This is a genomic window from Rhodococcus mengyinensis, assembly GCF_048381435.1.
GTDB lineage: Bacteria > Actinomycetota > Actinomycetes > Mycobacteriales > Mycobacteriaceae > Rhodococcus_F > Rhodococcus_F opacus_D.
This window is the reverse complement of the sequence record NZ_JBLWIT010000153.1, coordinates 14,466-29,216: the sequence shown is the minus strand read 5'-3', so window position 1 is coordinate 29,216 and position 14,751 is coordinate 14,466. Positions and strand designations below refer to the sequence as shown.

Here is a 14,751-nt window from a genome sequence, read left to right as displayed (position 1 = left end):
CCGGGCACCCGCGCGAACATCGACGAGTTCACCGAAACCACCTCCCACGCCATCGAAACCGTCGGCGGCGCCCGCCGCGGCAAGGCCATCATCATCCTCAACCCGGCCGACCCGCCGCTGATCATGCGCGATACCGTCCTGTGCCTGATCTCGGCCCCCGACCCGGCCACCCACGACAAGGTGCGCGACTCGATCCAGACCATGGTCGACCATGTCGCGACGTACGTGCCCGGCTACCGACTCAAGCAGCAGGTCCAGATCACCCCCGTCCCGGACGGCCAACCCGTCCACACCCTGCTCGCCTCCGGGGACACGGCGGCCCCCACCCACCAGGTGACGGTGTTCCTCGAAGTCGAAGGCGCCGCCCACTACCTTCCGGCCTACGCCGGAAACCTCGACATCATGACCTCGGCCGCAGTGCGCTACGCCGAGTCTGTCGCCGACACGATCGCCGCGCCGACGGCAACCCAGGGAGCCACCCGATGACCACCAGGCTGTTCATCCAAGACGTCACCCTCCGCGACGGCATGCACGCCGTCCGCCACCGCATCACCCCCGACGACGTCGGCCGCATCGTGGCCGCGCTCGACGCCGCCGGTGTCGACGGCATCGAGGTCGCTCACGGCGACGGACTCGCCGGCGGATCGCTGAACTACGGTCCCGGCTCCAACACCGACTGGGAATGGATCGAAGCAGCCGCCGCCAACCTCACCCACGCCCGGCTGACCACCCTGCTGCTGCCCGGCATCGGCACCATCGCCGAACTCGAACACGCCTACCAACTGGGCGTGCGGTCGATCCGGATCGCGACCCACTGCACCGAAGCCGACGTCGCCGCCCAGCACATCGGCAAAGCCCGGGAACTCGGCATGGACGTCTCCGGCTTCCTCATGATGAGCCACATGACCACCGCACCCGAGCTCGCCGCCCAGGCCAAGCTCATGGAGTCCTACGGCGCGCACTGCGTCTACGTCACCGACTCAGGCGGCCGGTTGACCATGGACGGCGTCCGCGACCGGGTCCGCGCCTACCGGGACGTGCTCGACGCGAACACCGAGATCGGCATCCACGCCCACGAGAACCTGTCGCTGTCGGTCGCCAATTCCGTTGTTGCCGTGGAGGAGGGCGTCACCCGGGTCGACGCCTCGCTGGCCGGGCACGGCGCCGGCGCCGGCAACTGCCCGATCGAACCGTTCATCGCGGTCGCCGACCTGCAGGGCTGGAAGCACAACAGCGACCTGTTCGCCCTCCAGGATGCCGCCGACGACCTCGTCCGGCCGCTCCAGGACCGGCCCGTGCGCGTCGACCGGGAAACCCTCACCCTCGGCTACGCCGGCGTGTACTCGTCCTTCCTCCGGCACGCCGAAGCCGCATCCCAGCGGTACGGCATCGACGTGCGCACCATCCTCCTCGAGGTCGGCCGCCGCGGCCTCGTCGGCGGACAGGAGGACCTCATCGTCGACATCACACTCGACCTCCTCGCCACGAACTCGGATAGTGCGGCGAGCTGAGTGATCCCCGGGCCGACCGCGTCCGCTGTGTTCGGTGCACTTGGCACCCATACCTCGGCCGGGCGGCACCGTGGCATAGCGAGGTCGCATGGCGGTCACCCACATGATCGGCGTGGACCCCATCATTTCCTCGCGGCCGGACTCTTCACTCCTTTCCGCCGAGGATTGGAATGCCCAGTTCAGCCGTTGGGAAGGCGGATCGGTCAACCGCCGTGAGCTGCGCGGCCGCGGCGTTGAGACTGGTCTGCAGTCCCTCGACCTCACCGAACCAACTATTCAGACGCGCTTCCTGGTGCGGGCGAGTTCGGTGAGGTAGTCGTAGGTTTCGGGGTAGTCGAGGTCGGAGTCGAAGAACACCACCGGCACATCCGGTTCGACGCGGCGGGCGAGGGCGAGGACGATCAGGGAGTCCTTGCCACCGGAGAACGCGACGTAGCCGTCGTGCCGTGCGAGGTGCGCCTCGATCCGGGTCAGGATGTCTGCGACGGCGCCCGGGCCGGCCTTCGCCGACGGTGCCCGCAGGCCGCGGAGCATCGCCAGGTCCAGGCCGGGGTCAGGTGCGTTCACTGTTGAGAGGTGGACCGTACTTCGTTCGAGATCGCAGAACTGATTCGCTCCGTGGTCGGTGACCTACAGGCGGCAGCGCTTTGTGCGCTGGCACCACCACATGAGCGAGTAGGGAAATCTATTGCAGCCTGACGGTGGCATCGTCGCCCCGATCAGTGGGCCCAGATGGTCGACCGGCTGGAGATTTACGGGCCATCATGGCCGGACGCGTGCACCGTGAATAGTTGTTTGACGCGATCCAGCACGTCGGTCGGATATCGTTAGTAGTGGTTTACCGCGGTAAATAATCCTTGGATCGAGAAGTCCGCCAGCTCGCAGGTCTCCTCACCGTGGAATGGGCGGATCGGGATCCGCCCATTGATGTATTGATTGACCTGTATAAGGCATTGGTGCCGGTGCCGCCGCTGACAGGGAAGGTCAACGGCGGCACCGGTTCCCTGGGCCTAGGAGGCGTGTCCGAACGATTCGGGTGGGGTCAGGCCCCAGGGGCTGAACGCCTTCGGGAAGTTGTCCCACATTCCGGGTGCACCGGGGCGCACCCGGGGCATTTCGGCGGACAGTTCGTAACGGTTTCCCGCGACCCAGAAATATGTGTAGAGGTTGGCGCCCACACCGTGACGGCCGGGTCCGGTCTCGATCGGCACACCGTGTCGTGCGAGTTCGTCAGCGGCCACCTTGAGGTGGTCGAAGGACTCCATTCCCAGGGCGTAGTGGTGCAGCGACTTTCCGGGCTCGGGTGTGGAGATGATCGCCACGTCGTGGTGCAGGTCGCTGGCACGGAGCCAGGCAGCACCCATCACGCCGGGTGCGGGAGCGAAGATGTCGGAGATCTGAAAGTCCAGGATCTCGACCATGAACTCGACCAACGGTTTCGGGTCCTGCGCCTGGAGCGTGATGTGGTCGAAGTCCAGTGCCCGGATCCCGCCGCGATGGGCGGCTCGCGCCGGATGAATGTACTGCGGCCCCTCAGCGTCGGTGAGCAGTGACAGCTCCATCACGTGGCCGGTCGGCGTCTGGAACTGCAAGGACTGGCTCACGCCGGGATCCTCGTCGCTGCGGGTGCTGTGTTCGACGCCGGCGTTGGCGAGGCGTTTGCCGTAGTACTCGAGATCGTCGCGCGAGTCCACCCTCAGCGCGAACCGGCGAACGCCGGTGCCACCCGAGGTCAGTACCAGGTCGCACCTTTCGTCGACGCCCGCGGTGAGGCGGACGGAACCGTCGGACCGGCCGAGTTCCTTCATACCGAGCACGTCGACGTGAAGGCCGACAGCTACTTCGAGGTCGCCTACGGCGAGTTCGGCGTGGGACACCTGTGAGATTCCCATGATTGGATCAACTCCTGTCGATGTTGTCGTGGTAGGGGATGTTTCCGGCGCTCTCCCGCCGGTTGATGCCGAGGCTGTCGAGCATCCGCGAGTTCTCTACGAGGATCATTCGGACGTTCGTCGTGCCGTCGTTGTAGTGCCGGTGCCAGACCCAGGGCGGGGTGTAGACGAAGTCCCCTGCCGTCCAGCGCAGGGTCTTCCCGCCGATCTCGGAGTAGCCGCTGCCGTCAACGACGCAGTGCACGGATTCGTGCAAGTGCCGCTGAAGGTCGGTCGCGGTTCCGGCCGGAATCTCCTGGAGGTAGAGCTCCATGGACTTCGCCGGCACGTCCGCGAGTACCCCGACCCGGCAGGGGTTGCCGGTGATCTCCTCCTCGAGCCAGCGCGCGCTGTCCGGGCCGGTGACCAGGCCGTCCGGCAGCGAACGCTCCGGGTCGAAATCCTTCATGTCGTGCAGCTTTTCCATCCACACGTCGAAATTCGTCATTCTTTCCGCCTTAGATCGAGGTCATTCCGCCATCGACGACGTGCGTCGACCCGGTCTGGAAGCTGGCGCGCTCCGAGCAGAGATAGGCCACGAGCTCACCGACCTCCTCCGGACGCCCCCAGCGGCCGACGGGGAGCTCGGCGGCGAGCTGCCGCCGCTCCGTTTCCTCCACTGAGGTACCCGCCGACGTGGCGGCCGCCGCCACCAACGCCCTCCGCCGCGCGGTATCGACGTGCGCCGGGGCGATGACGTGGGTAGTGATCCCGTTCGGCGCAACCTCACCCGCGAGGGACCGAGCCAGCGCCGCCACGCCGGCACGCATCACGTTGGACGTGTGCAGGCGGGGCAGTGGCCGCACCACACCAACCGAGGTGAGGTAGATCAGCCGACCCCACTCCGAGGCCAACATGCCCGGCAGGACCGCGTTGGTCAGCGAGATGGCACTGTCGAGGATCAACCGGTAGGCCGACTCCCAGTCCGCTTGTGCGAGTTCGGTGGCCGGAGCGGCCCGCGAGCCGCCGGTATTGGAGACGAGGATGTCCACACCGCCGAGAGTGTCGAGGGCAGACCGGACCGCGCCGGTGGCGGCGCCGGGCATGGTGAAGTCCGCGATCGCCCAGCCCGCCGCCCCGAGGTCCCGGGCGACGTCGGCCGTGTGCGGTCGGGTTCCGGTGATGAAGACTTCCGCGCCGCCCGCCCGCAGCGATGCCGCGACGGCGGCACCGATCCCGCTCGACCCGGCGGTCACCAGCGCCCGCTTGCCCGTGACGGTCATGCCGCGGCGCCCCCCTCGGTGCGGTCCGGCTCTGCGGAGCCGGCGGTCCGTGCGTGTTCGGCCGAGGTGGCCAGCAGGCCGTCGATCAGTCCCAGCGGTTCCGTCCAGTCATACTGGTTGAACTGGGTGTTGATGCGCAGGAACATCGGATCGCCGGCGTAGAAGCGTTCATAGAGTTCATGGCGCCCGCCGAAAGCGGAGACCGCCAGATCCGCTGCCACCTTGAAGACGGAAATGCGTTCGACGCTGCTGTTGTCGGGGCCGCGGTAGAACTTGGCCAGGTCCGACGCGATGGGGGAGTCGAACGCACTGACGTCGGCCGGCTGATAGAGCAGTCCGCCGGCGAGGATCTGTTGGAGGATCTCGCGCACCCGTGGATACCACCGGTTTCCGGAGTTGCGGATGGCGTACAGCGGCCGGAGGTCGGGGAAGAGGACGCCGTCCTGGTTGGGCGTGGCGCCGGCCTCGGATGCGAGGATCGCGGCCCTTGTCAGTTCGATGTAGGTGCTGATCTCCCCGAGGGCGTCCCGGACCTGCGGGAACTGATCTGTCTTGACGACCTCGGTGGCCCGCTTCGCCAGCCCGGCGACGAACTGCAGCTTCGTCATCAGGCGGACCGAGGTCTGGGCTCCGGTGAAAGCGTTGGAGTTGATCTCCCAGATCCGGTTGACCCGCTCGTAGTCCTGGTTGATGAAGACCCGGTCCCAGGGCACGAGCACGTCGTCGAAGACGACCACCGCGTCCATCTCGTCGAACCGGCTCGACAGCGGCTGGTCGAACGCGTTCCCGCCGCCGAACGGCTCCCGGCAGATCAGCCGCACGCCGGGTGCGTCGGTCGGGATGGCGAAGGCGATGGCGTAGGGCTTCTCCTCCGGGGCGAACTTGCGCAGCGAGAACGGCCAGACGAGGATCTCGTCGGAGTAGGGTGCGGCCGTCGCCAGCATCTTTGCGCCGCTGACGATCAGGCCCTCCGCGGTCTGCTCCCTGACCCCGAGATAGGTGTAGGGGTCGGGCTGCTGTGACGCGGGCTTGGACCGGTCCACGGGCGGGTCCGCGATCGCGTGGGACAGGAACAGGTCGTTGTCCCGCACGTGCCGGAAGTAGTCGCGTACCTTGTCGGCGTTGTCGCCGAAGAAGTCGGCATTGGCGTTCCAGGCCACCAGCATGGCGCTCACGAAATCCGTGGTGCGGCCCATCATGCCCAGGGTGGAATCCGCCCACTTCTTGTGCATGGCGTGTCGTTGCTCGAGGTCCTCGCGGGAGCGCGGCTCGAGGAACTGCACTCCGACCGGGCCGTCGCCGTCGGCGGGTTCGAAGAGCATGTCCTCGTTGCCGTCCTCGCACTGGAGGTCGTACAGTCGGGCGATCTCGGCGGCGGCACCCGAGGTGGCCGGGTGCCCGACGACATCGACGATCTTCTCCGATCCCACCCACAACTCGGGACTGTGCGTGCGCAACCTCTCGAGGTACGCTGCGCCGTTTCGTGCGGTCATAATGACTTTCCTTTCAAGAATCGAATGTGTGCCTCGTTGAACTCGTCCGGTTTCTCCCACTGCGGCCAATGCCCGGCCCCCTCGATGACTTCCAGGCGACTTCCCGAGATGAGTGTTTCGAGCAGGGAGGCCTCTTCGACGGCGGCGGTCGGGTCGTGGTCGGTCCACAGCAGCAAGGTCGGGGCGAGGATGCGGTCACACCATGCCGGTGACCACACGAAGGGGCGCCGGTACTCCCAGTCCTGCACCGCAAGGATGTTGGCCATCGCCGTCTCGAAGCCGGACTGGGAATAGATCCGCAGCCGCAGGCCCACGAGTTCGTCGGTGACCAGGGACGTGTCGTGGAAGAGCCACTCGACCCTGGCTCGCACGGTCTGCGGGCTGGCCTCACGAACCGCCTTCATGCTCGATTCCTTCAGGCCGGCCATCACCTCGGGCTTGTTGGTGATGTTCCCGGGTGTGTTGAGGACCATCCCGCGGACGCGAGTGGGGTGGTGCGCGGCCGTCCAGGCCGCGACCCAGCCGCCAAGGGACTCGCCCGAGAGGTCGGCCCGGTCGATGGACAGCGCGTCCATCAACGCCACGAGATGATCGCTGAGATAGTCGATGGTGTACGGCCGGTCGGGCTTGTCCGAGTAACCGTGCCCGGGCATGTCGTACAGGACCAGATGGAAATCCTTGGCCAGATCCCGCACGTTGCGCGCGTACGCCTCCAGGTGCCCGCCCGTCCCGTGCACCAGGATCAGGCTCGGTCCGCTCCCGGCCTCCACGACCCGCGTCGCGACTCCGTCGACATCGACCGTTCGTTGAACCAGGTCGACACCCGCGAGGTCTCCCCAGATGCTCACATGCTCTTCCACGGCAATCCTTCCTGTTGCAACCAGGCCCGGCTGGTTCGGCTCGGCGGCAGTCATGCCGCCCCGATACATTTCGCCGGCCGGATGCCTATCCCCGGTACCTGACTGATATCCGACCAGTGACTGCGATCACACGTAACATGCTGGCATACTAAGATCTCAATGACAAGATGCTGTTTTTCCGCCGCGGTGTCGCGTGGGGCCGCCAGGCGGATGCGGTGACCGACACAGCGATGCCCCACACATGCTTGCGCCGGTGCAGACAGCGGAGCGGCTCCGCGCCCTGCCCGGGCTCGGTGTCCGCGGGCGGATGCGGCGCACGGGGTAAGCCGTGCTTCCCCGGCCCGCACAGCGGAGTGTGCGCGCTACTCGCGTTCTGCTCTCGGAACGATCTCGGCGGTCGCCTCAGAGATCATCGCCGTCGACCTCCCCGTGTTCGCCCTGACGGGCACGCGCCATTCGGCCGGATTCAACTCACGGGGCGGGGACGCCGCTCGGGTCGGTCTTTCTCCGGCACTCCGGAGCCTGATGGCGCTTCGCCGCCCGGCTACGGCTGGGCCGCGGGCTTACACCCTGTCGAGGGTGACCCGCTGCCTCGCCTGCCGTGGACGTGACCGGCGAGTGGCTAGATGTGAACGCCCATCCAGAATCGCGAGAGATGCCCTTCCATGAGCTCTCGCGCAAGCCCTGGTTCCCGGCGCGAGATCGCCCCTGCAATGTCGGAGTGTTCACTCTGAGATCTGCGCAGGTCCGTGCTGACTCGGTTCTTCTGGATGTAAAAATCGCTCAGATCCCAGGCGTGTTTGGCGAGCTCGGTCAGTCGCTGGTTGCCGCTGGCTGCCAGCACGGCGGAGTGGAAGTCGCGGTTCGCGGCCGCGAAGGCCGCCGCATCGTCCGCCTCGGCTGGGCCGGCGCAGCGGCCAAGTGCAGCATCGATGTCGGCCAGTTGCACCTCGGTGGCGTTGAGGGCTGCCAGCTTGGCGCCCGCACCTTCGAGGATTCCGGCCAGGGCGAAATGCTCACGGACCCTGTCTTCGTCGGGGATGATCACCCGGCACCCCACCTGGGGGATGATGGAAATGAATCCCTCGGACGCCAGCCGCATCGCAGCGTCCATGACCGGCCGGCGGCTCACGCCGAACTCCTGAGCGAGTTCGTAGGTGCTCAGGACCTCCCCGAACTGGTAATGCCCTTGCATCAGCCGGGTGCGGAGGGCGTCGTAGATCTGGTCCGTCTTGCTCCCCGACGCGGTCATGGTCATGGTCATGGAACATCCAGCCTCTCGACGATCACTGCACGGGACCAAACCGATGAGGGTTGACCCTGTCAGATTCTAGTATTTCAATACCATATCTCGCTCGAGAATACGGCTCACACGATCGTACTCGAGGCGCTCGATGATGCGGTCCAACCGAACGCGGCGACGGAACAGATGGCGCCCAGAGGATCCATCAAACGCCCTCTGGGCTAGGTGAATGCGGCCGACCGTGGGGCTGCCTTACCGGCGGTCGACGACGACGTAGATCGCCGGTGGACCGGAACAGCTTCCGGTCGCCTTTGACGGAGAGGCTTGTCAGGTCGATCACACACCCCTAAGCTGACATACTAAGATCTCAGTTCGAGAGGTGGAGCAATGAGCACATCGACGTCGACGTCGACTACTACTACTACTACTACTACTACTACTACCGGCCCGGATGCGGCGCCCCCTGTGGAACCCCGGCGTTTCCGTAATGTCATGGGGCGCTTTACCACCGGAGTGACGATCATCGGTACCAAACACGCCGATGGCATCCACGCCATGACCGCCAACGGATTCATGTCGGTGTCTTTGGACCCGGCTCTGGCGATGGTGTCCATTGCTACCAAGGCGAAGATGCACGAGATGCTGCTCGCCAGCGGCCGCTACGGCGTGAGTTTTCTCGGTGCCGACCAGGAAACCGTTAGCCGGCACTTCAGCGGGCGCCCCGACCTCCTTCCGGATTTCAGCTTCGACGAGATCGCCGGTGCCCCCCTGGTACGGGGCGCCCTGGCTCGCATCAGTGTCGAGGTGGTCGACGCCCACCGCGCCGGGGACCACACCCTCTTCATCGGGAAGGTCCACCATTTGGACGACGCCCCGGGCGACCCACTCGTTTTCTACTCCGGCGGCTACCGGCACCTACTGCGCGCAGCGCACGACACCGAATACTCCGACGCCTGGTCCGGCTTCTGCCTCGAACCGACCGGCCCGCTCACCCTTGCCGGCTGAGTGCTGGCCCGCCGCTGAGGCGAAGACCATATTGTTCACCGAAGGGAACCGATAATGACGCTCGCGCTGGTCTGCACGTCACACAGTCCGCTGCTGGAGTTCAACGACCCCCCGCCCGAGGTCCGCACAGAGGTGGACAGGGCCTTCGGGCAGGCCCGGCAGTTCATCGAAGACTACGACCCCGACCTCGTCGTTTCCTTCGCCCCCGATCACTACAACGGGTTCTTCTACAAGCTCATGCCGTCATTTTGCATCGGCTTCGAGGCTTCGGGCGTGGGGGACTTCGGCAGCTCCGCCGGCCGGCTCGACGTGCCCTCGGCGCTTGCCGAGCAGATGGCGCAGTCGGTGCTGGACCAGGGCGTGGACATTGCAGTCTCCCTGGCGATGGAAGTCGACCACGGTGCGGTCCAGCCCTTGGAAATCCTGCTCGGGGGCATCGCGACGAAGCCGGTGATCCCGATCTTCGTCAATTCCGTGGCGGCACCGTTCGCGCCGATGAAGCGAATCCGCCTGCTCGGCGAGGCCGTGGGCACATTCCTGAAGAATTTCGACGGGAACGTTCTGCTCCTCGGGTCCGGTGGTCTGTCCCACGACCCGCCGGTACCGCGGCTCGAGGCAGCGACCGGGGAACAACGGAAGATGTTGCTGGGTGGCAACCACCCCACCGCCGCGGCGCGAGCGGTCCGCCAGCAGCGGGTTATCGACACCGCCAAGGCCTTCACCAGGGGTGAGGCCGGCATCATGGACCTCGCCCCGGAGTGGGACCGGCAACTTCTTGACATCCTGGCCTCCGGGGAGCTGGAACGGCTCGATGCGTGGACCGCCAAGGAGATGGCCGCCACGGCAGGCAACTCCGCCCACGAAGTGCGCACCTGGGTCGCGGCCCACAACGCCCTGAAAGCGGCCGCCGGCCAGTACACGGTGACCTCCGAGTACTACCGGCCCATTCCCGAGTACATCGCCGGGTTCGCCGTGACCACGGCCGTACCCGTTCACACGACCGCCGGCCTCACGTAGACAGCGGTCACTGCCGGAACGGTGCGCGCATGAATGACGCCGACACGCCGGAACACCATCGACCAGGCGCAGCCGGCCGACCTCGGCGCTCTCGCCGCGATCTCCTCGCTGCCGCAAGCAGGCGTATCCCGATCTCCCCGCTCTCCGAACGCTGTCCGGGCTGACCATCGACGGGGCCTACCTGGATCCAGACCAGCTTGCGCGCTCACCTGCTCGGCTCGGGCAGCGTGCTGCGCGGGCACAAAGTGGGGCTGACCTCGCAGGTGATGCAGCGTCAGCTCGGGGTCGACCAGCCGGACTTCGGATTCCTGCTCGACGAGATGATCTTCGAGTCCGATCGGTGCGTTCCTGCGGACCGATTCATCACCCCACGTGTGGAACCCGAGGAGGCATTCATCCTCCAGCATCCTCCAGGAGGATCTTGCGGGCCCGGGCCTCACCATCGAGGATGCTGCAGCCGCCGTGGGCCGGATCCGACGGACTGGCCCGGGCTACCCGTCTCGGAGTGCCCACTACCGCTACCGGTGTCGACGGTCTCATCGGCATGCCCGGCTTCGAAGACATCGACATCGTCTTCGACGTCACCTCGGCTGTAGCGCACATCGCGAACGCAGAAAGACTCGCCACGGGAATAAGCTCTCACGACGGCGCGGCTGACCACACTGTTGCTGCCCGGTATCGGAACAATCGACGAGCTGAAGCTCGTGCATTCACTCGGCGTGAGATCGGTCCGCGTCGCCAGACACGCCACCGAGGCGGACGTCTCCGCGCAGCACATCAGCGCGGCACGAGAATTGGGCATGGACGTTTCCGGGTTTCTGATGATGAGCACATGGCGTCACCGACGCACCTCGCCGAGCAAGCCAAACTGATGGAAGCCTACGGCGTGCACTGCGTGTACATCACCGACTCGGGTGGCCGTCTGACCATGAACGACATACGAGCGCGGATGCGCGCTTACCGAGAGGTCCTCGATCCCGCGACGGAGATCGGAATCCACGCACACCAGAATCTGTCACTGTCCGTGGCCGCCAACTCCGGGGTTGCGGTCGAGGAAGGAGCTGCCAGGGTCGACGCATCCCTGGCCGGGCAAGGAGTTCGAAGCGGGCAACACCCCCATCGAAGCGTTCATCGCCCTCGCAGACCTGACCGGATGGAAGCACACCGGTGATCTGTTCAAGTTGCAGGACACGGCTGACGACATCGTCCGGCCGCTGCAGGACCGTCCGGTGCAAGTGGACAGGGAGACACTCACTTTGGGCTACTCGCGTTTACTCCAGCTTCCTCCGGCACGCGGAGCGTGCGGCCACCACCTACGTACTCGACACCCGCGAAATCCTCGTCGAGGTCGGGCGGCGCGGACTCGTCGGCGGTGAAGAAGACATGATCGTCGACATCGCACCCGACCTCTCGGCCTAGATCTTACGGGGCTTCGCCCGCCCGACGAGTCGTGTGGTGGCGGCTGCGCTCAGGGGCACCGGCGGGTCGGGGTGGTGACCCTGGTCGACGACGTCGATCGGGTGCATGGATCGTCGTAGCGGTTGGTGGGCCTACTGGCCGCCCGACCCACCGGAGCCCACCATCACCGAGAAAAGCCGCGACGCCGACGGTCGGAGCTATCCGTGGAGCGTCAGGTCCACTGGCATGGTCAACCACTACTACTTCTACTGCGTCGCCGCCGACTTCGGTCCGTTCTTCCTCGAGTTCTGCTCGTCCTTTTCCTGCAACGCCAAACTCTGTATCAACGGCCGCCACTGGGCCCAGCGTCAGGCCGCGGGGGCAGGGCTCGGGTTCACCGCACTGGCACTCGACAACGGGTTCGCCGCGGTCGACGATCCGGCCGTGCTGCAGGCGATCTGCGACCGGCTCACCGGGGCACGGATCGATGCGCTGCTGCGCAAGTGGCTGGCGATGCTGCCCGATCCGTTCACCGGCGCCGACCGGGACGGTGAGCCAGTTCCGGAGGAGGGATTAGTGCACCGCCGCGACAAGCTCCAACAGATCACCAAGTACCGGTTCGATATCCGCGGTGACGACTGCGTCGGCGAGGCCGGACAGTTCGTCGAGCTGGGCGTCGGGGTCTACCACGACGATCTGCCCTGCTCCAGTCACCGCACGGAGGGTCCCGGGGTCGTGTCTCCCCAGGCCCAGATAGATCGAGGGGGCGATCGTGCGGGCGAGTGGCCCGATCTCGATCTGCCGCGGTGCGTCGCCCGCGGCCACCGCCGCTGGGGTGGCCGCCACCGCGCCGCCAGTCGCCTGAGCCAACCGTTCGGCCGCCCGGCGCGTCGCCGCATCGAGCCCGGGGCCCAGGCCGATGACCACCCGCGCCGCTGTCAGATGGGGAGCGTCGGGATTCTCGACGCGCCGCTCGATCGGCGTGCACCGGTCGTCGGCGACCTGGGCGGCCGGCTCGAGGACGTCGACCTGCGGATCGCCCTCGTCTCGGACGGCGGCGACCGGGAAGGACCCGGGGCGCAGTGTGCCCATCGATGGGGTGGTGTGCGCGATGACAGGCGCGAGCACGTTCCCCGCGAGCGCCGGCTTGAGCCAGAGCAGGTCCGGGTCGTCGCTGTCTGCGCCGCGTACCTCGAGCGCGACGAAATCCCCGGTGAGCCCGAGGCCCAACCGGGCCGCGACGCGCGGCGCGTAGTCGCGGCCCCGGGCGCTGAACGGGGCGATCACCGCGAACGGCGAACCGGCGGTGATCGCCGCACTGAGGGCGCTCGTGAACGGCTCCGTGGCGTACTCCTCGAGCCCGGCGTCACCGAGCACGATCACCCGGTCCGCCCCGTGCGCGTGCAGGACGCGCGGCGCGTCGCTGCTGTGCGCACCGGGGAGGACGGCAACGGTCGTGGAGTGCAGCTCGGCAGCGATCGAGCGGGCGCAGGCGAGGGCCTCGAGGCTGGTGGGGTGCAGCCCGCCACCCGGCAGCGGCTCGGCGACCGCCCAGATCTCCCGCGCCGGGGATGCCGGACCGGCAGCGTAGGTCGCGGGCCGGAGGTCCTCGCGGGCCGCCGCGAACGCGGCGGCCAGCATGCTGGCGGCGGCGGGGGCGTCGGCGCCGTGCTCCGTGGAGCGCATGCTGCGGCCGGGACGGATCTCGACGACGAAGGTCGGCGAGCCGCGGGTCCCGAAGTCGCGGGGCCCTCCTCCGAGATCATCGGCGGTGACCGTCTCGATGGCCGCGGCGTCGGCGGCGTCGACGACCCAGGGCGGCTCGATTCCACGTCCGACCGACACCAACGCCGGCAGCTCGATGGCCCAGTCCTCCGTGCCGACGTCGGTTTCCACCTCGGCCCGGATGCGACCGTCGTCGCCGGTGTGCAGCGCCACGACTTGCGTGAGTTGCGGCAGCCCGGCCAGTTCGGCGACCTGCGGCCCGACCTGTGCGGTGGCGCCGTCAAGCGTCCAGCGGCCGGTGAGGACGAGGTCCGGCGCTTCACGTTCGACGAGCCGGGTGATCGCGCGCGCCGTCGCCAGCGTGTCGGCGCCAGCGAAACGCCGGTCGAGAAGATGGACGGCGCGGTCGGCGCCTCGGCGTAGTGCGTCGACGAGGGTGGCCTGGGCGGCGGGCGGCCCCATGGTGACGACGGCCACCTCCCAGCCGAGCGCGTCGCGAAGCGACAGCGCGTGCGCGAGAGCACACAGATCGGCGGGGTTGGTGATCGCGGCGTCGGAATCGCGGCGAATGCGCTTGGTGCGTTCGTCGAAGGCGACCGCCCCCGGGGCGGGTACCTGCTTGAGGCAGACGAGGACGCGGCCGCTGCCGGAAGCGTTCATCCCAGCTCTCCCGTCACGAGGTCTTCGCTCACATCCTGGTATTCCTCGCCCGGCCTGAGCTTCCGGAATTCCTTCTTGCGCGCCCCGCAGACCGGACAGACCCAGTCGTCGGGGATGTCCTGGAAGGCAGTTCCCGGGGGGATGCCACCGTCCGGGTCACCCAGCTGGGGGTCGTACACGTCTTCACAGACCTCGCAGACCCACAGCTCGGTTGCCGGGTCCGCCTGTGTCTCTTCCGTCGCGATCAGAATCTTCATGAACCCTCCTCAGGTGCGTTTGATACTAGTATGCTAGCGCGCTATTGAACACAGTGGAAGGTGGTTTGCCACAGACCTCCCCGTCGGTGGACACGGCTGGTCCACGGATCGGGGTGGGACTCGGCAGGCATCGTGCGGCGCTCCGGCGGGCGCACGGATGCTTGCTCGCGGACGTCGATCACCCGGGAGGCCCTCGACCGCCTGGCCTCGGCGAGATCCCACTCCGTCATGCACCGTCGGCTCGGTTGTCCCGGCGTGGACTATCGAAGAAGCGTTGCAGAGCTTGATGTTCCGGCGCGTGTGACGTTCATGGTGTCGGCCAAGCCGTCGGCGTGGGTTCGGGTGCTCCACCACACCGCAGTGGCATCAACCGTACCCGGCTAGCGTAGTAACATTCTAGTCGGATCGGGTACGCGTCCACGGGTGCA

11 protein-coding genes and 3 pseudogenes are annotated in these 14,751 nt (G+C 67.1%); 5 read left to right on the top strand and 9 right to left on the bottom strand.

Features of this window, described 5'->3' with window-relative positions; translation table 11 throughout:
- Positions 1-486: pseudogene (locus ACNJ7E_RS40160) on the top strand (acetaldehyde dehydrogenase (acetylating)); the annotation flags it as partial.
- Positions 483-1,511, top strand: coding sequence for a 4-hydroxy-2-oxovalerate aldolase (dmpG, locus tag ACNJ7E_RS40155; RefSeq protein WP_007298147.1), 1,029 nt, complete (start codon positions 483-485; stop codon positions 1,509-1,511). The pseudogene ACNJ7E_RS40160 and the gene dmpG (ACNJ7E_RS40155), both read left to right, overlap by 4 nt.
- Before the next feature lie 291 nt (positions 1,512-1,802).
- On the opposite strand, the pseudogene ACNJ7E_RS40150 reads toward dmpG (ACNJ7E_RS40155), so the two are convergent.
- From ACNJ7E_RS40150 to ACNJ7E_RS40120, 7 genes and pseudogenes are all read right to left on the bottom strand, one after another.
- Positions 1,803-2,045 (bottom strand): annotated as a pseudogene (locus ACNJ7E_RS40150) (phosphoadenosine phosphosulfate reductase domain-containing protein); the annotation flags it as partial.
- A gap of 476 nt (positions 2,046-2,521) precedes the next feature.
- Positions 2,522-3,403, bottom strand: a complete 882-nt coding sequence (locus ACNJ7E_RS40145; RefSeq protein WP_418342454.1) for a VOC family protein — start codon at positions 3,401-3,403, stop codon at positions 2,522-2,524.
- A gap of 7 nt (positions 3,404-3,410) precedes the next feature.
- Complete coding sequence (locus ACNJ7E_RS40140) at positions 3,411-3,890, bottom strand: cupin domain-containing protein (protein ID WP_418342453.1); 480 nt, start codon at positions 3,888-3,890, stop codon at positions 3,411-3,413.
- A 10-nt stretch (positions 3,891-3,900) separates the two neighbouring features.
- On the bottom strand, positions 3,901-4,665 hold the full coding sequence (locus tag ACNJ7E_RS40135; RefSeq protein ID WP_007298143.1) for an SDR family oxidoreductase: 765 nt from the start codon (positions 4,663-4,665) through the stop codon (positions 3,901-3,903).
- Positions 4,662-6,158, bottom strand: coding sequence for a 4-hydroxyphenylacetate 3-hydroxylase family protein (locus ACNJ7E_RS40130; RefSeq protein WP_418342452.1), 1,497 nt, complete (start codon positions 6,156-6,158; stop codon positions 4,662-4,664). Before ACNJ7E_RS40130 ends, ACNJ7E_RS40135 begins: the two co-directional genes overlap by 4 nt.
- Complete coding sequence (locus ACNJ7E_RS40125) at positions 6,155-7,018, bottom strand: alpha/beta fold hydrolase (RefSeq protein ID WP_418342451.1); 864 nt, start codon at positions 7,016-7,018, stop codon at positions 6,155-6,157. Before ACNJ7E_RS40125 ends, ACNJ7E_RS40130 begins: the two co-directional genes overlap by 4 nt.
- A 622-nt stretch (positions 7,019-7,640) precedes the next feature.
- Positions 7,641-8,282: a GntR family transcriptional regulator gene (locus tag ACNJ7E_RS40120; RefSeq protein ID WP_005253599.1), complete on the bottom strand. Its 642-nt coding sequence runs from the start codon at positions 8,280-8,282 to the stop codon at positions 7,641-7,643.
- A gap of 471 nt (positions 8,283-8,753) precedes the next feature.
- On the opposite strand from ACNJ7E_RS40120, the gene ACNJ7E_RS40115 reads away from it, so the two are divergent.
- From ACNJ7E_RS40115 to dmpG (ACNJ7E_RS40105), 3 genes and pseudogenes are all read left to right on the top strand, one after another.
- Positions 8,754-9,266: a flavin reductase family protein gene (locus ACNJ7E_RS40115; protein WP_005253601.1), complete on the top strand. Its 513-nt coding sequence runs from the start codon at positions 8,754-8,756 to the stop codon at positions 9,264-9,266.
- A gap of 54 nt (positions 9,267-9,320) precedes the next feature.
- Positions 9,321-10,283: a 3-carboxyethylcatechol 2,3-dioxygenase gene (locus tag ACNJ7E_RS40110; RefSeq protein WP_418342450.1), complete on the top strand. Its 963-nt coding sequence runs from the start codon at positions 9,321-9,323 to the stop codon at positions 10,281-10,283.
- A gap of 638 nt (positions 10,284-10,921) precedes the next feature.
- Positions 10,922-11,702: pseudogene (dmpG, locus tag ACNJ7E_RS40105) on the top strand (4-hydroxy-2-oxovalerate aldolase); the annotation flags it as partial.
- 552 nt (positions 11,703-12,254) lie between these two features.
- Here dmpG (ACNJ7E_RS40105) and ACNJ7E_RS40100 read toward each other — a convergent pair.
- Both ACNJ7E_RS40100 and ACNJ7E_RS40095 read right to left on the bottom strand, forming a co-directional pair.
- Entirely contained in the window at positions 12,255-14,066 is a 1,812-nt protein-coding gene (locus ACNJ7E_RS40100; protein ID WP_005253608.1) for an FAD-binding protein, read from the bottom strand.
- Positions 14,063-14,323, bottom strand: a complete 261-nt coding sequence (locus ACNJ7E_RS40095; protein ID WP_005253614.1) for a rubredoxin — start codon at positions 14,321-14,323, stop codon at positions 14,063-14,065. The genes ACNJ7E_RS40100 and ACNJ7E_RS40095 overlap by 4 nt, the downstream gene beginning before the upstream one ends.
- Between the last annotated feature and the right edge of the window lie 428 nt (positions 14,324-14,751).